Annotated in this window: 12 protein-coding genes; 2 read left to right on the top strand and 10 right to left on the bottom strand. The window is 45.3% G+C overall.

Features of this window, described 5'->3' with window-relative positions; genetic code table 11:
- The 10 genes from GDA45_06200 to psd all read right to left on the bottom strand — a co-directional run.
- Nucleotides 1–9,535: cadherin-like beta sandwich domain-containing protein (locus tag GDA45_06200; GenBank protein ID MBC6414453.1), on the bottom strand; the 9,535-nt coding region annotated here is incomplete at its 3' end.
- 319 nt (nt 9,536–9,854) lie between these two features.
- Entirely contained in the window at nt 9,855–10,547 is a 693-nt protein-coding gene (gene tsaB / locus GDA45_06195) for a tRNA (adenosine(37)-N6)-threonylcarbamoyltransferase complex dimerization subunit type 1 TsaB (protein MBC6414452.1), read from the bottom strand.
- Nucleotides 10,544–12,487 (bottom strand): ATP-dependent DNA helicase, encoded by a 1,944-nt coding sequence (locus GDA45_06190; protein MBC6414451.1) that lies wholly within the window; start codon nt 12,485–12,487, stop codon nt 10,544–10,546. Before GDA45_06190 ends, tsaB begins: the two co-directional genes overlap by 4 nt.
- A complete protein-coding gene (gene ispF / locus GDA45_06185; protein MBC6414450.1) occupies nt 12,484–12,957 on the bottom strand; it encodes a 2-C-methyl-D-erythritol 2,4-cyclodiphosphate synthase in 474 nt (157 codons plus the stop codon). The genes GDA45_06190 and ispF overlap by 4 nt, the downstream gene beginning before the upstream one ends.
- 8 nt (nt 12,958–12,965) lie before the next feature.
- On the bottom strand, nt 12,966–13,670 hold the full coding sequence (gene ispD, locus GDA45_06180; protein ID MBC6414449.1) for a 2-C-methyl-D-erythritol 4-phosphate cytidylyltransferase: 705 nt from the start codon (nt 13,668–13,670) through the stop codon (nt 12,966–12,968).
- The gene (locus GDA45_06175; GenBank protein MBC6414448.1) at nt 13,667–13,960 is read right to left on the bottom strand and encodes a septum formation initiator family protein; all 294 of its coding nucleotides are present in this window, start codon (nt 13,958–13,960) and stop codon (nt 13,667–13,669) included. The genes ispD and GDA45_06175 overlap by 4 nt, the downstream gene beginning before the upstream one ends.
- Before the next feature lie 41 nt (nt 13,961–14,001).
- A complete protein-coding gene (locus tag GDA45_06170; GenBank protein MBC6414447.1) occupies nt 14,002–14,610 on the bottom strand; it encodes a riboflavin synthase in 609 nt (202 codons plus the stop codon).
- 110 nt (nt 14,611–14,720) lie between these two features.
- Nucleotides 14,721–17,297, bottom strand: a complete 2,577-nt coding sequence (locus tag GDA45_06165) for a DEAD/DEAH box helicase family protein (protein MBC6414446.1) — start codon at nt 17,295–17,297, stop codon at nt 14,721–14,723.
- A 2-nt stretch (nt 17,298–17,299) separates the two neighbouring features.
- Nucleotides 17,300–18,994: a site-specific DNA-methyltransferase gene (locus GDA45_06160; protein MBC6414445.1), complete on the bottom strand. Its 1,695-nt coding sequence runs from the start codon at nt 18,992–18,994 to the stop codon at nt 17,300–17,302.
- 13 nt (nt 18,995–19,007) lie between these two features.
- On the bottom strand, nt 19,008–19,877 hold the full coding sequence (psd, locus tag GDA45_06155; GenBank protein ID MBC6414444.1) for a phosphatidylserine decarboxylase: 870 nt from the start codon (nt 19,875–19,877) through the stop codon (nt 19,008–19,010).
- A 123-nt stretch (nt 19,878–20,000) separates the two neighbouring features.
- On the opposite strand from psd, the gene rmuC reads away from it, so the two are divergent.
- The gene (gene rmuC / locus GDA45_06150; protein MBC6414443.1) at nt 20,001–21,410 is read left to right on the top strand and encodes a DNA recombination protein RmuC; all 1,410 of its coding nucleotides are present in this window, start codon (nt 20,001–20,003) and stop codon (nt 21,408–21,410) included.
- 142 nt (nt 21,411–21,552) lie between these two features.
- On the top strand, nt 21,553–22,407 hold the full coding sequence (gene dksA, locus GDA45_06145; protein MBC6414442.1) for an RNA polymerase-binding protein DksA: 855 nt from the start codon (nt 21,553–21,555) through the stop codon (nt 22,405–22,407).
- The last annotated feature ends 4 nt before the right edge of the window (nt 22,408–22,411 follow it).

The raw sequence follows: 22,411 nt of genomic DNA, 5'->3' as shown, positions 1-22,411 counted from the left end.
TTAGCCTCTCAATATCATTTCTAACCGACACTGTATAGTTCAGTGTTGTCCTATTAAAGTCTGGGCTCAATGTGCCTGCCGACACCTCCAATGCGCTTAAGCTTGCATCATTGCTCAGCGGTGCTGCTAAACGGCGCACTGCTATCGTGTAGTTCTCCTTCATGGTGCCGTCTTGGGCAGTAACTACGATTGTAATCATGGTGACTTCACCTGCGGCTAATGGAATCGCAGTGCTTGTAGTGCCACTCTCTACTGTCTGTGTTTCTACCTCTGCTGTCTCCACTGTGATAGTTGCACTATCATCAGACGCCGTTGGCGTCACAGTTAGCTCCTCAATGTTATTAGCAACCGACACTGTATAGTTCAGTGTTGTGCTATTAAAGACTGGCATTAATGTGCCTGCCGACACCGTCAAGTCACTTAAACTCGCATCACTACTCAGCGGTGCTAAACGGCTCACTGCTATCGTATAAGTATTTATCGTGCCGTCTTGGGCGGTCACTACTACCGTAATCGTGGTGACTTCACCTTCGGCTAATGGAATCGCAGTGCTTGTAGTGCCACTCTCTACTGTCTGTGTTTCCACCTCTGCTGTCTCCACCGTAATAGTTGCATTGGCGTCGCTCGACGGTGTCACTGTTATCGTTTGCGTAGAATTGGCAACTGACACGCTGTAGGTTACCTCATTTCTGGCAAAGGCTGGGTTTAGGGTGCCTGCTGATACCGTCAATGCACTTAAGCTGGCATCGCTACTGATAGGAATCTGGTTAGGCAATAAAGCGCCACAACTAGGTTGCCCAGCAGTGCCACATGCCGGGTTGTTGGGATCAGAACCTGCTGCATATTTAAGCGTTGGATATTGCAATGCACTACCGAAATTCCAGTTGGCAGTACTCCATTGGCTATATATGCCGGTTGCCGTAGTGGGTGCCTGCAGTGCCGCAGTACTTTGAGGGCTACTGTTCGTTATACTACCACCGTTATTTAAGCCGACTAAACCGCCTACTCGATACTGCCCAGTCACATCACCGGTCGCATAGCTGTTCGTTATATTACCACCACTATTTAAGCCGACTAAACCGCCTACATTTTCACTCCCATCCACATCACCTCTAGCATAGCTGTTCGTTATACTACCACCATCAGTATTTACGCCGACTAAACCGCCTACCCAATCCCCAGTCACACGACCCGTCGCATAGCTGTTCGTTATACGGCCTTGATTAAAGCCGACTAAACCGCCTGTCCGTGTTACGCCCCTCACATCACCGGTCGCATAGCTGTTCGTTATATTACCAACGATATTTTGGCCAACTAAACCGCCTACATCTTCTCTATGGCCTGTCACATCGCCCGTCGCATAGCTGTTCGTTATACTGCCCCTACTGTCGCCGACTAAACCGCCCACATTACTATCTCCCGTGATATCTACATCTAACAGACCAATATTAGCAATCTGAGAATTGTTAGCTGTTTCACCGAATAAACCTATATCAATATCACTAGGTCTATTTATCATTAGATTAGATATCGTATGACCGTTACCCTCAAATATCGCATTGAATGGCTCATCCCTACTGCCTATCGGCAGCCACCCTGTACCTGTCGTCCATTCGGTATCAATGCGCCCATTGCGATAACTGGTAGCCTCTGCAAAATCTAAACTCTGAACCAATTCGTAGCCACGACAGCCGTCACCGTCACTAGGACATCCTGTCGTTATCAGGGTTGCAGTGCTATTTACTCGATAGCCACTACCGTCCAGCTGATGGCGTATCGCATTCAAGCCCTCTAAATCGCACAGTTCTATCAGACCATCACCATCTTTATCTATATCCAGAGCTGCCGACACACCGTCGTTATCAACATCTGGTATGGTCTGCGTACAAGAGGGGAGTATAGTTGAGCTTGGATCAAGCTCTCGGCTCACGGCTATCGTATAAGTGTTTGTCGTGCTGTCTTGGGCGGTAACTTCTACTCTTATCGTTGTTATACCTCCCTCAATTAATGAAATGGCATTACTTGTACTGCCACTACCTACTGTTTCATCATTCACCGTAATAGTTGTATTGGCATTAGTCGCTGTCGGGATCACCGTTATCGTGTCTATCGCATTAGCAACCTCAACTGTATAGGACAGTGTATCGCTCATAAAGGCTGGTATTAATGTGCCTGCCGATACCGTTAAATCTCTTAAGCTCGCATCGCTGCTCAGCGGCAGCGCTAGACGGGTCACTGCTATCGTGTAGGTCTCCATCGTGTTGTCATCTTGGGCGGTCACTACGACCGTAATCGTGGTGACTTCACCTTCGATTAATTGAATGGGAGCACTGCCCATACCACTAATCACATCTGCATCATCTACCGTGATAGTTGCATTGAGATTAGTCGTCACAGGCGTCACTATTATCGTTGGTGTCGCATTGGCTACGCTCACTGTATAGGACAGTGTATCGCTCATAAAGGCTGGCATTAATGTGCCTGCCGATACCTCCAATGCGCTTAAGCTCGCATCGTTGCTCAATCCCCGGCCCACAGCTATCGTATAAGTGTTTGTCGTGCTGTCTTGGGCGGTCACTATAATCGTAATTGCGGTGAAATCACCTTCGGTTAATGCTATGGCGCTACTTGAAGTGCCACTACCTACTGTCTGACCATTTACCGTGATTTCAATCGCATTGGCGTCGCTCGATGGTGTCACCGTTACTGTGGTTGTCGTATTAGCCACTGACACGCTGTAAGCCACCTGATTGCTCGCAAAGGCTGGGTTTAGGGTACCTGCTGATATTACCAATGCGCTTAAGCTGGCATCGCTACTGATGGGAATTTGGTTAGGCAATAAAGCGCCACAGTTAGGTTGCCCAGCAGTGTCACAAGCCGGGTTGTTTTCATCGGGACCGATCGCATATTTAAGCGTTGGATATTGCAATGAATTACCAAAATCCCAGTCGGCAGTACTCCATCCGCTATATATGCCGGTTGCCGTAGTAGGTGCCTGCAGTGCCTCAGTACTTTGAGGGCTACTGTTTATAATATCACTTTCATTTAAGCCGACTAAATCGTCTACATTGCTCTCGCCTGTCACATCACCCGTCGCATAGCTGTTCGTTATAAAGCTGCCACCCTCATTGAAGCCGACTAAACCGCCTACCCGTTGAACCCCAGTCACATCACCCGTCGCATAGCTGTTCGTTATACTACTCTGAAAATTGACACCCTGATCTGTGTAACCCGCAGCATTGATGCCGACTAAACCGCCTACCAGACGGCTCCCATCCACATCACCCGTCGCATAGCTGTTCGTTATAATACTATCCCTTTCTTCGCTTTCACTGGTGCCGACTAAACCGCCTACCCGTTGGTTTCCAGTCACATCACCGGTCGCATAGCTGTTCGTTATACTACTCCAATTTGAACCGGCTAAACCGCCTACATGAATCTCACCTGTCACAGCACCTGTCGCATAGCTGTTCGTAATAACACCACGATTCCAGCCGACTAAACCGCCTAGAGTATCCTGCCCTCTCACATCACCTCTCGCATAGCTGTTCGTTATACTACTCAAATTCCGACCGACTAAACCACCTACCGAACCACTATTCCCAGTCACCTCACCCGTCGCATAGCTGTTCGTTATGCTACCAAAATTTAAGCCGACTAAACCGCCTATAATGTTCTCGCCTGTCACAGCACCTGCCGCGTAGCTGTTCGTTATTCTACCCTGGCCATTGTGGCCGACTAAGCCGCCTACCTGATCGTTTCCTCTGATAAATACATCTAACAGACCAATATTGCTAATCATAGAACTAGTGCCTGTATAACCGAATAAACCTATATGATCCTCATCAGGTCTATCTATCGTTAGGTTAGATATCGTCTGGTCGTTGCCTTCAAATATCGCACCGAATGGCTGATCTTGACTGCCTATTGGTAGCCATCCTGTACTCGTCGTCCATGCTGTATCAATGCGCCCACTGCCATAACTGCCAGCATCATCAAAATCTAAACTCCGAACCAATTCGTAGCCATGACAGCCGTCATCGTCACTAGGACATCCTGTCGTTATCAGGGTTGCGGTGCTAGTTGCTCGATAGCCACTACCGTCCAGCTGATGGCGTATCGCATCCAATCCCTCTAAATCGCACAGCTCTATCAGACCATCACCATCTTTATCTATATCCAGAACCGCTGACACACCGTCGTCATCAGTATCTGGTATGGTCTGCGTACAAGAAGGTAGTAATCCTCGGGTCACGGCTATCGTATAAGTATTTGTCGTGCTATCTTGGGCGGTCACTACAATCGTAATCTCAGTGGTATCACCTTCGGTTAGGGCAATGGACTGGCTTGCATTGCCACTACCTACTCTCTCACCATTTACCGTGATTTCTATCACATTAGCGTCGCTCGCCGTTGGCGTCACTGTTATCGTTGGTGTCACATTGGCGACTTCAACTGTGTAGGACAGTGTGTCACCCATAAAGGTTGGCATTAATGTGCCTGCCGATACCATCAATGCGCTTAAGCTCGCATCGCTGCTCAGCGGCGGTGCTAGACGGGTCACTGCTATCGTGTAGGCCTCCATCGTGTTGTCATCTTGGGCAGTCACTACGACCGTAATCGTGGTGACATCACCTTCGGTTAAATCAATAGACTCGCTTGCATCACGACCGTCCACTGTGATAGTTGCATTGGGATTAGTCGTCACAGGCGTCACTGTTATCGTTTGCGTCGCATTGGCAACGCCCACTGTGTAGGACAGTGTATCGCTCATAAAGACTGGCATTAATGAGCCTTCCGATACCTCCAATGCGCTTAAGCTCGCATCACTACTCGGATCTCGGTTCACTGTCACCACATAGGTATTCGTTGTTCTATCCTGTGCTGTCACTTCTATCGTAATCGTGGTGACATCACCTGCGACTAATGGAATGGCATTACTTGGACTGCCACTAACTACTATTCCATCATTTACCGTGATTTCAATCGCATTGGCATCGCTCGACGGCGTCACCGTTATCGTTTGCGTGGAATTGACAACTGACACACTGTAAGCCATCTCATTGCTCGCAAAGGTTGGGTTTAGGGTGCCTGCTGATATCACCAATGCACTTAAGCTGGCATCGCTACTGATAGGAATTTGGTTAGGCAATAAAACGCCACAACTAGGTTGCCCAGCAATGCCACAGGCCGGGTTGTTGGGATCGGAACCTGTTGCATATCTAATTCTTGGATATTGCAATGCACTACCGAAATCCCAGTCGGCAGTACTCCATCCGCTATATATACCAGTTGCCGTAGTAGGTGCCTGCAGTGCCTTAGTACTTTGAGGGCTACTGTTCGTTATAGTACCATCTCGATTTGAGCCGACTAGATCGCCTACATTGCTCTCGCCTGTCACATCACCCGCCGCATAGCTGTTCGTTATACTATTATCGTTCACGCCAACTAAACCGCCTAAACTTAGAACTCCCTCCACATCACCCGTCGCATAGCTGTTCATTACTCTACCTTGATTGTAGCCAACTAAACCGCCTAAAATGCTCTCACCTTTCACATCACCCGTCGCATAGCTGTTCGTTATCCTACTACCACCATCATTTTGGCCGACTAAGCCACCTGCCTGAGGCTCCTGTCCGGTTACATCACTCGCCGCATAGCTGTTCGTTATACTGCCACCCTGATTGAAGCCGGCTAAACCGCCTACAACTTCATTGCCTGTCACACTACCCACCGTATAGCTGTTCGTTATACTACCCTCATTGTTACCGACTAAACCGCCTACATAAAACCTAATCCCTGCCACATCACCCATCGCATAGCTGTTCGTTATACTACCCTCATTGTTACCGACTAAACCGCCTACCCAAGCGTTTCCCATAATATTTACATCTAACAAACCAATATTACTAATCTGAGAATTAGTGTCTATTTCACCGAATAAACCTATCCTATTATCAGCAGGTCTATCTATCATTAGATTAGATATCGTATTGTCGTTGCCTTCAAATATTGCATTGAATGGCTGATCTTGACTGCCTATCGGCAGCCATCCTGTACCCTTCGTCCATGCGGTATTAATGCGCCCACTGCCATAACTACGAGCATCATCAAAGTCTAAACTGCGAACCAATTCGTAGCCACGACATCCGTCACCGTCACTAGGACATCCTGTCATTATCAGGGTTGCGGTGCTATTTGCTCGATAGCCACTACCGTCCAGCTGATAGCGTATCGCATTCAAACCCTCTAAATCGCACAGTTCTATCAGACCATCACCATCTTTATCTATATCCAGAACCGCTAACACACCGTCGTCATCAGTATCTGGTATAGTCTGCGTACAAGAAGGCAGTAACCCACCTCTGGCCACTGCTATCGTGTAGGTGTTTGTCGTGCTGTCTTGGGCGGTCACTACAATCGTAATCTCAGTGACATCACCTTCGGCTAAGTCAATGAACTGACTTGCATTGCCACTACCTACTCTCTCACCATTTACCATGATTTCTATCACATTAGCGTCGCTCGCCGTTGGCGTCACTGTTATCGTTGGTGTCGCATTGGCAACCTCAACTGTATAGGACAGTGTATCGCTCATAAAAGGCGGCATTAATGTGCCTGCCGATACCTCCAATGCGCTTAAGCTCGCATCGCTGCTCGGCGGCGGCGCTAGACGGGTCACGGCTATCGTGTAGGTCTCCATCGTGTTGTCATCTTGAGCAGTCACTACGACCGTAATCGTTGTGACTTCACCTGCGGCTAATGAAATGGGATCACTTGCACTGCCACCATTAACCGTGATAGTTGCATTGGGATTAGTCGGCACAGGCGTCACTGTTATCGTTGGTGTCGCATTGGCAACCTCAACTGTGTAGGACAGTGTATCGCTCATAAAGGTTGGCATTAATGTGCCTGCCGATATCGTCAATCCACTTAAGGTTGCATCACTACTCGGCGCTCGGTTCACTGCTATCGTGTAAGTATTTGTGGTGCCATCTTGGGCGGTCACCACGATTGTAATCGTAGTGACTTCACCTTCGGCTAATTCAATGGCACTACTTGCGCTACCACTCACTACTGCCTCATCATCTACTGTGATAGTTGCATTGACATTAGTTGCCGTCGGCGTCACTGTTATCGTTGCTGTCGCATTAGCAACCTCAACTGTGTAATCCTGCGTATCGCTATTAAAGTCTGGGCTTAATGTACCTGCCGACACCGTCAAGCCACTTAAACTCGCATCACTACTCGGCGGTGCCGCTAAACGGTTCACTGCTATCGTGTAAGTATTTGTGTTGCCGGCTTGGGCAGTCACTTCTATCGTAATCGTCGTCACTTCACCTGCGACTAATGGAATGGGATTGCTTGGACTGCCACTCTCTACCTGTGTCTGAACCTCTGCCACCTCCACCATAATCGTTGCGATCGTGCCGGTCGCTACTGGTGTCACTCGCACTTCAGCCACCGTTGCTCCCACACTCGCAGTGTAGTTAGTCTCCTCTGATGCAAAAGTAGGCATCAATGGAATCGTGTGATCCTCAGTATCAGTTAGCATTAAAGCACTCAAGCTGGCATCGTTGCTTAATGCTCGATTCACAGTCACTGTATAACTCGCCATCGTCATACCATCGGCTGCAGTGACTATCACAACTATATCAGTAGATTGACCGGGATCTCCTAGCATCACATCTGTTGATTCGCCGCTAGTAGCATCAGTACCATTGATTACAATCGTTGCACTACTATTGTTTGCCGTCGGGGTCACTTCTAGATTATCTACTGTATGGGCTACACTCACTGTATAAGTCGACACCATGCTATCAAAATCTAAAGCTATTGGTTCACCATTCTCCACTAACGCTAAACCAACCAGTGTCGTATCATCTAACGCTGGTGGCACAGCACGATTCACTTCTATCGTATAGGTATTCATTGTCATTCCATTCGGAGCAGTTACGACTATCTCTATATCCGTAGTCGTGCCGGTTGCTCCTAAATCAACACTAATTGAAGCACTACTCGCTACAGTTTCATTACCTATACTAATCATTGACATAGTGCCTTCAGTAGCTACTGGTGTCACTCGCACTTGCGCTACCGTGTTTGCTACCTCTGCAGTGTAGTTATTCATCATTGATGCAAAAGCAGGCATCAATGTAATCGTATTATCCTCAGTATCGGTTAGCATTAAAGCACTCAAGCTGGCATCGTTGCTTAATTCTCGGGTCACAGTCACTGTATAACTCGCCATCGTTACACCATCGCCTGCGGTGACTATCACGACTATGTCAGTAGATTGACCGACATCTCCAAGCGGCACCTCTGTTGAATCGCCTCTCTCAACACTAATACCATTGACCTCAATCGTTGCTGCAAAACTATCATTTGCCGTCGGGATCACTTCTATAGTATCTACTGTATGAGCTACACTCACTGTATAAGTCGACACCATGCTATCGAAGTCGAAGTCTATGGTTTCGCCATTCCCCACCAATTCTAAATCAAATAGTGTCGCATCCGAGCGCGGCAACGGTGGCAGAACACGATAGACCGTTACTGTATAGGTATTATCAGTCTCTCTATCCTGCGCAGTCACGACTATCTCTATATCCGTAGAAGCTCCTGCTTCAGCCAATGGCACAGCAATATCTGCGCCACTCGCCACTATCGCACCGTTGACTCTAATCTCCGCATTCTCAATATCAGTTGCCGACACCGTCACTGTAACCGTTGACACTATATATAGCACTCGCGCAGAGTATTGAAGTTTATCTGGACTAAAAGAATCTATATCTCCTACGACCGAAGTTCCATTCACTCTATCCGTTAGTGTCAAAGCACTCAAAGTCGCATCACTGCTCAGCGGTGCTGCTTGACGGCTCACTGCTATCGTGTAAGTATTTGTGTTGCCGGCTTGGGCAGTCACTACGATTGTAATCGTGGTGACTTCACCTTCAGCTAATTCAATGGGTTGACTTTCGTTAAAACTAAACACATTTCTGCCATCCACTGTGATAGTTGCATTCAAATCAGACGCCATCGGCATCACGCGCACTTGCGCTATCATGTTCTTGACACTTGCTGTATAGGTAGTCGTTTCTGGGGCAAAAGTTTCAGCCAGTAGAATCAGTGTGCCATTACTTTGTGTTAGCAATAAACTACTTAAGCTCGCATCACTACTCGCCGCTCGGCTCACTGCTATCGTATAGATATTCATCGCGTCTTCAGCAGTCACTACTATCGTAATTGTGGTAACTCCACTCTCAGCTAATATAATGAACTGACTTTCTCTACCACTCTCTATTACCTCATTATCTACTGTGATAGTTGCATTAGGGTCGGCCGCCGTTAGCATCACTTGTACTTGCGCTACCGCGTTCGGCACCTCTGCTTTATAGCTCGTCGTTGTCTCTTGAGATAACTCTATGGGGTCCCCTTGATTATCCGACAGATTCACATTACTTAACAACGGAGCTTGTTGAGCAGCCACAGGTTGCCACAACATTATTAACAACACAAGTAAAAAAGGTGTCATCAGAAACTTCGATATTGCATTCATATCTACTGCATTTATTATTATTTTATAGATAGCAAGCATGTGCTACATTCCTTAGATTTAGATGATTTAATATTATGCGAGCAATTTTAACACATTTACAGGCACTATACAGAAGATATGAAAATATTTTTACGATGCCATATCTTTTGGGACACGCAAGGCAATGAAGCAGCGAAGCGTTGTACTGAGGTTTGAAAACCTAATCCTTGATGCGGTCGATGAAAATTAAACCGACCAAGATATTCAAATGACATCGTTAAACGCAGTAGCTGGTATAGAGCAGATGTTTTTATATCTAACTTTCGGATACTGGATGACGCAGATAAACTGGTAATGCATCGGTTGCCGATAGTGTGGCATTTGCCGCAAACTGTGGCATTGCCAGGCGTAGCAAGGTGGCGGCTGTAGGCAAGGTCGGTGCATACCATTTTTTTAATCGCTCAGCGAATACTTTCTTTAGTTCTGTTTGATAAAGCGGCCAAGCAGTACCTGCTCCTATACCGTTAAAAGTGATCGGCACTATCAGTTTATCTGCAGCTACAACACCCTCATCACCTATTGCTTTAACCAAATCGCCATCTTTTTGATAATAGCCGTAGTAGATCTCTCTCATACGGGCATCCATCGCAACCAGCACCTGAGTCTCATCGCTTTGCTCTACGGCTTGCAGTGCAACCGCCTGCAAATCGGATACTGCGACCACCGGTATAGCATGAACATACGCCAAGCCCTGCACCAAAGATGCGGCGATGCGCACACCAGTAAAAGACCCCGGCCCGCGCCCGTAAACCAAACCATCAAGCTCGGCAATGTTTATATTAGCATCGTTCAAAACCGCCTGGCACATCTCAAAAATCAAACTATGATGACGCCGCGGTGCGACTGCAAAACGCTGATATATCTTTGCTCGGCTAGAGAGTGCCACAGAACAGGCTTCGGTTGCGGTATCAACCGCCAAGATATTAGTTGCGCGAGACTCACCAGTCATTTCAAGTAGGCTGCTAGAGATGCAATATCTTTACAGTGTTTCATAGCCGGCAGGCTACGCATGAAAATATGCCCATAACCTTTTTGCCGCAGACGCGGATCACCTATTACGATGACCCCACAGTCGCTTTCGCTACGGATTAAGCGCCCCACGCCCTGCCGCAATGCAATAACCGCTTCCGGCAAAACATACTCTCTAAAAAAATCACGATCGCAGTTTTCATAAAAAATTTTTCGAGCCTGCATAAGCGGATCCGAGGGTGGTGCAAAAGGCAAACGATCTATGACCACACACCGCAATGCATCACCTTTGACATCTACCCCGCTCCAAAATCCGCTGGTGCCGAGCAATACCGCTTTGTGTTCTCGGGTAAAGCGCTCTATCAACTCCGATTTAGTAGCCTGGTTTTGCACCAACAAAGTATAGTCGGTTGTCTCATCAAGTAATGCTTCCGCCTCGTGCAATGCTCGATAACTGGTAAACAACAAAAAGGTGCGACCTTCGGACATTGAAAGTAGCGGGAGAATCCCATTAATCAAGCGGCGAGTATAATCTTGGTGTTGAGGATGCGGTATATCGTTCGGCAGATAAAGTGCAACTTGTGATTGATAATCAAAGGGGCTGTCATAAGATTTACATGCTTTATCGTCGTTTGCGACATTGGGTAAAAAATACGAAAAATCACCGTCGACCGAAAGCGTCGCTGAAGCATATACCCAAGTGGTATCGTATTGCTTGCTCTTTTCTATCAATAAAGCGGAAACATCTATCGGACTTAAATGGATTTGAAAAGAATGTTGGTAGCATTGAAACCAAGCGATAGCGGCAGGTTGGTTAGCATCGCTTTTATCAGTATCCGCAAAGATCAATGCTATAAAATCAAGGATATTTTTCAGTCGTTGTATGCAGTTTTCCCATTGTTCGGATATCGTCTTATAAGGTTTTAGCATAGCGGCGAGATGGTTGCTTTGTTCGGCAAACTGACTATAGTGCTCGTTAAAAGAACGATGCGTCCGTAAAGTTTCTATTGGTGCACGCTCGTGCAAGCCGCGCATTAAAGCCGTTAATTTTGCGATGCTATCATTGCATAAACAGATTTGTTCGGCTATGTGCACCGGTTGTTTTTTCTCTTCCTTCAGCAAGCTGCCTATTTCATTCAATAGATCGACAAACATGCGACTATTAAAGCTCTCGGTGAAACTTTGTTCAGCAAAATCTTTCAGCCGATGTGCCTCGTCAACGATAATCAATTCTGCTTCTGGCAACAGGTCTGCAAAGCCCTCTTCTTTGAGAGTCATATCGGCCATTAATAATGCGTGGTTGACGACCACTAAATCGGCATCGGCAGCTTTTTGGCGCGCATCAAAGACATAGCAACTGTCGTAGTGCTCACATTTTTTTCTCAGGCAATTATCTACCGTTGAAGTCAACAATGGCCACAGCGAGTCATCTTCGGCGATGTGCGGCATTAAACTAATATCACCGTCGTCACTCTGGTATGACCATCGCTCTACTAGATGAATTTTATCTGCAAGCCCGCTATCTAAAGTGCTCTGCTGGGTTGCACGCTTCAGCCGTTCCACGCATAGATAGTTTGCCCGTCCCTTGAGCAATGCCGTCTCGCGCTTAACATCTAGTGCGCCTATGACCGTAGGTAAGTCTCTAAAATAAATCTGGTCTTGTAGATGGCGCGTTGCGGTAGATACGATGGTGCGCTTGCCAGACAACAACGCGGGTACTAAATAGGCAAAAGTTTTACCAATGCCAGTGCCAGCTTCAACAATCAAATCACTCTGTTGGATAATCGCTTCGGCAACTGCGGTGGCCATTTTTTGTTGCCCGCTACGCACCTTAAAGTCGACAATCTTATTGGCAACGCTGCCGTCCTCAGACAGCGCAGCGATACTTGAGTTGACTAATTCTATCGTTTCTTCAGTCATATCTTTTCAACCAATGCCACACACTGTGCAGCTATGCCTTCGCGACGACCTATAAAACCCATTGCTTCGGTAGTCGTCGCCTTAATATTGACGCCATCTTCGGGTATACACAACATCTCGGCGACCGACTGCCTAATTTTCGGGATGAACGGTGATAAGCTAGGAGCTTGGGCTATTACTGTGGCATCAACATTGACGATTTGATAGCCGTGGTCGGCCACCATACGACAAACACGGTCGAGCAAGTGGCGGCTAGCTATGTCTTTGAAACGATTATCGTTATCTGGGAAATGTTGCCCGATGTCGCCCAATGCTACGGCACCCAGCAACGCATCACACAGTGCGTGTAGCAATACATCGCCGTCGGAATGTGCTTGCACGCCGTAATCAAAGGGGATTTTGATACTGCCGATACAAACATGATCGCCCTTGCCAAAAGCATGCACATCAAAACCGCACCCTATTCTCATATTACATTTCATCGTTTTATATCACTTAAATAGCGGCGGGCATTTACCATGTCTGCCGGATAAGTAACTTTGATATTGCGGTAATCCCCAGCCACAATCTTAACCTCGTGACCCAGGCGTTGCATTGCCAATGCCTCGTCGTCGACTTCTATTGCATCGCTTAAAGCCTGCGCAAGTGCCTCGCACAGCAGTTGATAACGAAACATCTGCGGCGTCGCTGCGCGCATCCAGAGATCATTGCGCGGCAAAGTCTCAACTACACAGAGACGGTCGTTTGCACCTCGTCGCACGCGCTTGATTGAATCGTTTATTGGTATAGCCAATATCGCGCCGACCGCATCGTCCCAAGTTGATTGGATCAGGTATTCCAAATCATCGCTTTGCAAACAAGGTCTGACTGCATCGTGCACCAACACCCAATCTTCAGCGTCGGCTTTGATATGCATCAACGCGTTATACACTGATTGGGCGCGGTTGGCCCCGCCCAAGCAAGTCTTTATACGAGGATTATCCTTGAGCGATATATTTTGCCAATGCACATCATCGGTATCTAAGGCAATAAAGATAGCTGCGATGGTCGGGCATTGCAACAGAGGCGCAATACTATGCTCAATCAGGGAATGGTTTGCTATTTTCAGATATTGTTTGGGTTGCGCTTCGTTCATACGCTGACCGCTGCCGGCTGCCGGGACGATGCCCCAACACGCGGTCACTGTGATGCATCCTGGTCGGTATGATTTTGTATGACTTTGAAAAAAGTTTCGCCCGGTTTAACCATACCTAAATTCTCGCGTGCGAGTTCTTCAAGTAGACCACCATTGCGCTTTAAGTCAGCAAGTTCGTTTTTCAATATCTGATTGCGTTCTTTCAATTCTTCGTTGTTGATCTTTTCCTGCTGGTTAGAACGACTCAAAGTCCAGTATTCCAATAAACCGTGGTTTCCCCACAGCGATGCCTGCAGATATAAAAACACGATAAATAAAATAACGCTGACAAAACGCAACTTGATATTAGAATCTTTTTTATCTGTACGAATGCTATCAATCATTTTTGTCGCTCGGTCCGCACCTCCAATAATCGTTCTATATAGCGCGCTATTAAATCGACTTCTATATTGACATGGTCGCCAACTTTTTTATCGGCAAAACTCGTCACCTTTAGAGTATGTGGGATAAGATTAACATAAAAAACATTATCAACAACTTTATGCGACACCAAGCTCGTACCGTTGACACACACCGAACCCTTTGGTGCGATGTATTTAATCATATCCTCGGCAACCTCTATGTGCCACCACTGAGTGTGATTTTCATCCACTATACGGATAATCGTACCGACCCCATCTATATGACCGCTGACCAAATGACCATCAAAACAGCCGCTCGCTGCCAACGCAGGTTCTAGATTGACCGCATCGCCTATCGCTAATTCTTTTAATGTCGTGCACGATAAAGTCTGCTCTGAGGCTTCTACACAAAAGTGCTGCGAATCTATCTCGACCACAGTCAAACACACACCATCCACAGCAACGCTCTGTCCTATAGAGAGCCGCTGCCGCAGATCAACTTGGGTATCAAAACAAAGTCTACGCGGACTACGCGACGCATCGCTTGACGACAATTTCGCAACCATCTCGACAATTCCGCTAAACATTATCGCCTCAGAGTATCATGGTTTGCTAGGTCTGCTACGCAATACGGTATTGCAAAAATTTCGGCTAACGAGAATAGAATAACAGGCATCCTTTTATAATATGATTGTGTCTAATCTGAGGTTGTTCGCAAAATATCGTTAAGTTCAGTTTGCCAATTTTTTTCCATCAAAATATCAAACACGATACGGGTCTCGCCGGCAGAGGCAGTTTCTAGCTTACCGACATGCATCGTATTATTAGCGCTGTTTTTCAGCAACTCAAATAGATCCTCTTTATATTTGGTATCGTCGTTGCCCTTCAAATGATCACCTTTGGTTTCTATAATAGAGACTCTGCCACTACCGTTCGTATCCACAAAAGCTAAAAAATCGGGATACACTTTTCTTTTCTGCCACCCTTGCAGATAATATTCCTGCTTGGCAACCATCCGGTGCCACCACTTAATAGCCTGTTGCTTGTCCATATACCAAGCCACTTTTTTCTCAAAGGCATTGTAATGTCTCTCGTAAGTGCGTTCAAAAAGGGATAATTGCAGAGGTGTGTTATTTTCTCTATTCAAAACTTTATCATCATCTGAAACATGGTATTCAATTTCGGTTGGCATCCCCCAGTTATCATGAACAGAGTCCTTAAAAATGTTAAAACAAATATCACCTCTTTCCAGTTTGTTACGGAAAATTTTCTCCGATGCTTTCTCTGTCTGGTCTTTGATATCAGTCTCTATCGCATCCAGCAACGCGCCACGATTCAAATCAATCTGCTTGGCAGATATACCTCTAGCCTGCATCGCTGTGATAACTTCCTCTAGTATTCTCGCAGCTTGCCATGGGTTTGGCACGGTATCGGAGAGCCGCTGCACCATATAAGCAAAATCCATCGTAATAGGGGCAGTTTTCGTCGCCGTCGCAGAAGAAATACCGAATTTGCCGTTATCTCGGGCAAAATCTGCTGTGATGTAGTCGACCTGAAGTTTGTCTATATCATCTACCGTAAGCGTATCTTTTTTGCGATACGACATTTTAGAAAAATCAACATGCTGCAATATATCACTTTCGTAGCAAATGTCTCTCCACGGTTTTTTATTTTTATTTATATGAAGAACTTTGGGTAATAAAATTTTGGTCTTCTTAAAACCACGTCTTCGGGGTACTGCTTGCAATATTAATTCGCTATCTCCTCTCACGCTAATATTGTCGGTTAAGTCATCCATGCCTTCTCGTTGCAAGCCTTTTTTGATACCGTCCACTATATCTTTCACTGCCGGGTTGCAACAATAGACATAACTCTCGTTTAAGGAGTCTATCGGGGTACGCTGAGCATAAGGCTGTCTTAGAATTCTACCGATGAGTTGTGTCAATGCCATTCGCGATTGGGCATTGGATAGAATCGTCAAAACATATGCAAAGGGACAGTCCCAACCCTCTTGGAGGGCTTGTTTGGTGATAATAAATTTTACTTGCGAGGTGTCGCTCAAGAGGCTTTCGTCTTTGAGTTCATTTTTTTGCGCGGTTTTCACCTTAATTGCGTCTTCTAACACACCCAGTTGCATTAGATATTCCTTAACATCTTCGGTATGTAGATGATTGCCATCGCGTTGCTCTTTGCCAGTTCTCTCCACTTGAATTAACATAATTGGTCGGATATATCGTTTGCTATTTTGATAATATTGCCGACAGTCTTGGTCCAGTGCTGTTAATTGCTTGTAAGCATCGCTTAAGGTTTTTTTCCAATCCACTCGCTTGGAGTTAATGACATTAATAGGTAACTTGATCATTTCCTCTTCTTTTAATTTAAGCCCAGGAATGCTCACCAATACATTGCTCATCAGTTTTTCCGTGTTGGGTGTTGCTGAAAGTTCCAATATGAAACGCGGGTTTAGGTCGCTCAGTGTTTTTCTAGCTAACTGCGAATAAGCACGATGCCCTTCATCCAAAATAACCAGCGGGCGAGAGAGTCTCACGGCATTACCCAAGCTATGCTTCACCATCCTTTGCCGACCTCCTCCCAATTTTGCTTCATTGTCCTTATTTTCATAACAATCTAGATTAGTGGTATGGGCTAGCAAACGCGCATTGGCTTCGTGTTCATCAGGTTGCGGGAAGAAGCCGATAAAATTTCCTGAGTCTTTGAAAACCCGCAAAGACTCTCTAGTCTCCCTATTAGCCGACTGCAACATAATTACCATCACACAGAGATACGCTTGAATATCTTGCTGAGTAAATGCATCAGTTTTCTGCAGGATTTTGACTCTGCCAGCTGCCGCGCGTTCAAAAAATTGCCGATAAGGATGTGCTTTGTCCTTGAAGTTTTTTACGGTTTGTGTATAAATCGCCTCGCTGGGAACAATCCATAAAACTAGTCCAGTATTTCTCAAAAAATAATCGGCGTTGATTCTCTCCACTGCGCAGACACCTAGTAATGTTTTACCGCCACCGGTAGGTACCTTTATACAGATATTAGGAATCGGGTTACCTAAACCATCTTTTTTTTCTATATATTTTGAAGGATTCTCTGCTTCGTTGAATTTTTCCCATGCTTCACCACAATACTCCGCTATTTCTTTATTGCGCTCTCTGCTGCGATGAAACTCTACGGTTTCTTTTTCTTCACTATATTCCTGTTTGAGTATCTTTAAGTAATCGCCTAGTTTGTCTAAAACAAGTTCTTGATATTCTTTTAGTTGCATGGTTAGCGCACAATTTTGTAGATCGCGAAAGGTAATCGGCTAAAGCTAATGTTCGCTTTTGAGAGTTCTTTTTGCGAGCAAAAACAAGCGGTCGCAAACACCACTGCCTTGCTACATCCTCTGCGCTTCATTATCTTTTGTACTGCTTTTTTTCGGTCCAGGTTTAATGCTGAGTCGTTGCTTCTAAGAAACTTTGATTTGGGTTGGTAGATAACAAAAAATGCGGTACCATCGTTTAGTTTCGCTATATAAAAATCATCGCGCTGGGTGAGACTTCTGAGTGATTGACCAGTGGCGGTATAAAACACATATTTAGCAAGCGTGTCATAGCTGGGCAATGACTTACGCTGTAACAGATTTTCCTTGCTAATCTCCTCGCCTAAAGTGCAATAAGTGAACGAACCACCCAAGCCGTTCTTAAGATTTTCGTCTTTTGCTTGAGGCACCCCTTTGATAACTCGGCGCACCCGCTCTGCAGTGATTGTGTTAGCGTATTGTTCGCATTCCACGAGAATGAATTTACGGTTGCCACCGTCTTCTTTATTGAGCGCAAGCACTGCGTGTGCCGTTGTGCCGGAACCTGCAAAAGAATCTAAAATGGTATCATCTTGATTGGTAGACTGAAAAATTAAATCTTCAATTAATTTTTTAGGTTTTGGATAATCAAATATTTTCCTGCCAAATATAGAACTAATTTCTTCAGTTGCTTGATTATTCATGTGGGTCTGCATTATGGTAGGTTCATTTAATTCATCGATGCTACTGTTTTTATTTACCTGCTCTATAAGCGTCGATATGGGTTTTCTGTCAGAGCGAACTTCAGACAGATGTCTTTTATATCCCGGAGCTCCCCCTTTTTTCAAAGGAAAAATAACTTTATTTTGAGAAATAAGCTTTTCCATTCCTTTTTTATCAGTTCCCCATACTCTATCTGGATTGCATTTATATCTATTACCTGTTTTAGGATCTTTTATAGTGTAAAAAAGATTGGGTCTCTCCTCTTTTGTTTTATTGCAAGTTAAATCACCTTTAGTCCAGGGGCCTCTTGGATCATTATCTGGATTGTCATAATTATGAAAATCTTTTTTTATGCCCCTTAAAACAAATTTCTCTGTTTTGCTATAACAGATAATATAATCGTGATCTTCTGAGATAAAATTTTTAGAGTCGTTAACTCCACTTCTTTTTTTCCAAATAAATGTAGCTAATGGTTTTTCAGTTTGAAAAATTTCATTTAGCATATTGATCAGATTGTGAATCTCATCTGAACCAATACTCACAAAAATAACGCCATCTTCACTCAGCAGTTCCTTTAGTAACTGCAGCCTAGGCCACATCATGCACAGCCATTTATCGTGCCTTTCCAGGTCGTCAACACCGACTTCGTTTTTCAACCATTCTGTTAATAGCGGGTCGTTAACATTATCGTTGTATTTCCATCCTTCGTTGCCAGTGTTATACGGTGGGTCTATGTAGATGCATTTGATTTTGCCGGCGTAGCGGGGTAGCAGGGATTTTAAGGCGTGGAGATTATCTCCGTTGATGATGAGGTTATCGTCCAAAGATGGTTCTTGTTTTTTGCCCTTGCTATTTTTAGGCGGCATAGATTTTTTCTCATCCACTTTCAATGCCTTAAAAGGTACGCTGAGGTGGTGCGTATAAATGATAGATTTTCCTTTGAAATCAAGTAGTGGCATAGCAAATCCTATTCTATATTATAGATGCCAACTCGCAACCCATTTGCACTGAGGAACCAGGATGGTGTAGCGGGTTCCAGTTTATGTTTTCGTTGTTGATGAGCAATATCACGGTTGAGCCGATATTGAAACGGCCCATCTCATCGCCTTTGTTCAATGCGACCGTTGGTTGTGCTGAATTATCGGCTCCGTAGCGGTGATAGCTCAATGCGTGCGTAGCAGGACTGACTAATCCGTGCCATACCGTCTCTATAGCAGAGACATTGACTGCGCCGACCATGACCACGGCGGCGGTGCCGTGTTCGGTATCAAAGACGGAGATAACGCGTTCGTTCTTGGTATAAAGACGCGGTATCACTCGGGTAGCATACGGCGCAACACTGAACAGACGGCCGGGGACATGGATCATTGCCCTTAACTGGCTGGTCAGTGGGGCATGTACGCGATGATAATGACTGGGACCTAGGTAAATAGTGCAGAAAACACCTGCCGCAAAGGCATCACTCACCCTGGGCGTCAATAACTCGGCGACGCTATAGTCGTGGTTTTTGGCTTGTATAATGCGCCCTTCGGCTATTTTCCCTATTTGCATAACATAGCCGTCGCAAGGTGAGACGACGATATTAGAGGCAACCGCTATCGGACGCACTTCGGGTTTAAGGGCGCGCGTGAAAAAGGCATTAAAACTGGGATAGTCGCGTAGGTTATCGGTTTCGGCTTCGGCTAGATTGACTTTGAATACGCGCACGAACAGTCGTATTGCGTAGTATGCAAGCGGTATCTCTAAGCGACTGAGCATTAACATCAAACGCGAGATTAAATGATGCGGAAAGAAATGGAATAACCATCCTTTGATGCGCTGCCATAAACTGACTTGTTCCATAATAAATTGATCCCGTATAAAAAGCTGTCTGTCCCTAGTAGAAGCGGAGCGGTTCCGCATGAGGACTTTTATACACTAATAATGTAGAATTACCCGCCTACGAGGAAGCTATTATACCAGACCATGAACATAGAAATTATCGTCATATTATTGTTAGTTATCGTTGCGGCATTAGTCGGTTATCTCTATATACAATCTAAATCGCACGGCAACAAGTCGCCGCTATCAGTGGATCACCGTGCCAACGAGGAGATCGCGACCTTAAAAGCAGAGAAAGTGGCACTGGAAAATAATCTAACTGAAAGAACCGAACAGTTGCAAAAATCCGAGTCAGATTGCGATCAGCTACGCAAGGAGTTGAGTGCACTAGAACTGAATCATCGCGAACAACAAACTAGACTCACCGCCGAGCAAGACAAACTACGCGCAATGGAAGAGCAGTTTGACAAACAAAAATCCGAACTGAAAAACGAATTCAAAGTGTTATCTGAAGAGATTTTTGAACAGCGTCAAAAAGCGCTGCACGAACAAAACAAAGCAGGCATCGGCGCACTGGTTAAACCTCTGCAGGATCAAATTACGCAGTTTCAAAGACGTGTCAACGAGGTGCATAGCGAGACTATTAAAGGACATACCAGCTTGGAAGTGGAAATAAAGAAAATCATGGAAGTCGGCATGAAAATGGGCGCCGATGCTGACAATTTAAGTTCTGCACTGAAGGGTGACGCACAGCAACGCGGTGCTTGGGGTGAGGCTCAGTTGGAGCGCACTCTAGAGATCAGTGGTTTGGTCAAAGACGATCATTATAAAAAACAAGCAGCATTTAAGGACGCACAAGGCAAACAAAAATTCATCGACTATTTGGTTTTGCTACCCAATAAACAACACATCGTCATTGACAGCAAAGTCTCGCTAATTGCTTACGATAAAGCGGTTGCTGCCAACGACGAAAGCGAGCGGACTATGGCAATGAACGAACACATCAAGGCGATTAAAAAGCATATAGACGATCTGGCTGCCAAAGACTACACCGATTCTATCGGCATCAACAGCCCTAACTATGTATTGATGTTTATGCCCATAGAATCGGCTTATATAGAAGCGCTGAAATGGAGCAAAGACCTATACCACTACGGCTATAGCAAAAATATCATTTTGGTGTCGCATACGACATTGATACCAATACTGCGAGTGGTTGCTAATTTATGGATGCTTGAACAAGGCAACCGTGAAGCACGCGAGATCGGCGATAAAGCCGGTGATATTTATAACTCAGTATGCACCGTCGCCGAACGCATACAGCGACTGGGGAAGACACTCAATACCGCCAGTAATCATTATAACGATGCGGTCACCGCTATCTCCGGTCAGCAAGGCTTAGAAGGCAAGGTCGAGCGGTTTACCAGGCTGTCTATTAAAGCCAAGAAGCAAATGCCTAAACTACAGCCTCGCCACTTTGAATACAAAACAAAATCGCTTGATATACAGCCACTGGCAACCGAAAATCTTAGCGAAACAGAAGCAGATAAATAAACGGGGGAAAATAGGACATTCCGACTTTGCTAACAGGATAAATAAACGGATGTGTTACAATGCTCGCCTTATCGTAGAATGGCAGGGCTGAAAATAATCCCTTCCGTTGATTGAATACTATAAACGAACAAGGTATAAGACTATGGTGACAAAAGTGGTTAAGAAAAAACATTCCACTAGAGCAAAAAGTTCGGTTAAAAAGAAAACTGCAACCAAGAAGGTTGTCGCTAAAAAGCATACCGCTAAAAAACTGGCAACGAAGAAAAAACCTGCTGCGCCTAAAAGAAGTATTGCAAAAAGTTCTGCTAAAAAGAAGACTGCAAATAAGAAGGTTGCTACCAAAAAGCATACCGCTAAAAAACTAGCCACAAAGAAAAAACCTGCTGCACCCAAAAGAAGTATTGCTAAAAGTGCTGCTAAAAAGAAAACTGCAAATAAGAAGGTTGCTACCAAAAAGCATACCGCTAAAAGACTGGCAGCGAAGAAAAAACCTGCTGCACCCAAAAGAAGTATTGCTAAAAGTTCTGCTGAAAGATCTGCTAGAAGTTATCTTAAAAAGAAGGTCGTAAAGAAAAAAGCAGTTGCCAAACAAGTCGTTAAGAAGAAAGCAAAAAAAGTCGGTTTAGGGCGAAGCAAAAAATATATGAATCCTCAGCATTTGGCATATTTTCGCGAACTCCTGATGGCGCGTAGGATGGAACTGATAAAAGAAGCTAATCGTACAGCCGACTATATACAAAGCGACTCTACCACCTACGCAGATACCATAGATCAAGCAAACCAAGAGGAAGAATTCACTCTGCAACTCAAAGAACGCGATCGCGAGAGAAAACTGCTACAGAAAATAGACGAAGCACTCATCAAAATAGACCAACGCACATACGGATTTTGCATTTCCTGTGGGGCTGAGATAGGAGTGCACAGATTACAAGCGCGACCGACAACCGACCAATGCATAGATTGTAAAGAACTTGAAGAGATTAAAGAACGGCACTGAGAAT

This window comes from Chromatiales bacterium (assembly GCA_014323925.1).
Lineage (GTDB): Bacteria > Pseudomonadota > Gammaproteobacteria > Poriferisulfidales > Oxydemutatoraceae > SP5GCR1.
This window is presented reverse-complemented; position numbering and strand designations above follow the sequence as displayed.

Coding starts and splice junctions, on each gene's coding strand:
- tsaB (MBC6414452.1), bottom strand. CDS start 10,547: ATGACTGGTGAGTCTCGCGCAACTAATATCTTGGCGGTTGATACCGCA.
- GDA45_06190 (MBC6414451.1), bottom strand. CDS start 12,487: ATGACTGAAGAAACGATAGAATTAGTCAACTCAAGTATCGCTGCGCTG.
- ispF (MBC6414450.1), bottom strand. CDS start 12,957: ATGAGAATAGGGTGCGGTTTTGATGTGCATGCTTTTGGCAAGGGCGAT.
- GDA45_06170 (MBC6414447.1), bottom strand. CDS start 14,610: ATGTTTAGCGGAATTGTCGAGATGGTTGCGAAATTGTCGTCAAGCGAT.
- GDA45_06165 (MBC6414446.1), bottom strand. CDS start 17,297: ATGCAACTAAAAGAATATCAAGAACTTGTTTTAGACAAACTAGGCGAT.
- GDA45_06160 (MBC6414445.1), bottom strand. CDS start 18,994: ATGCCACTACTTGATTTCAAAGGAAAATCTATCATTTATACGCACCAC.
- psd (MBC6414444.1), bottom strand. CDS start 19,877: ATGGAACAAGTCAGTTTATGGCAGCGCATCAAAGGATGGTTATTCCAT.
- rmuC (MBC6414443.1), top strand. CDS start 20,001: ATGAACATAGAAATTATCGTCATATTATTGTTAGTTATCGTTGCGGCA.
- dksA (MBC6414442.1), top strand. CDS start 21,553: ATGGTGACAAAAGTGGTTAAGAAAAAACATTCCACTAGAGCAAAAAGT.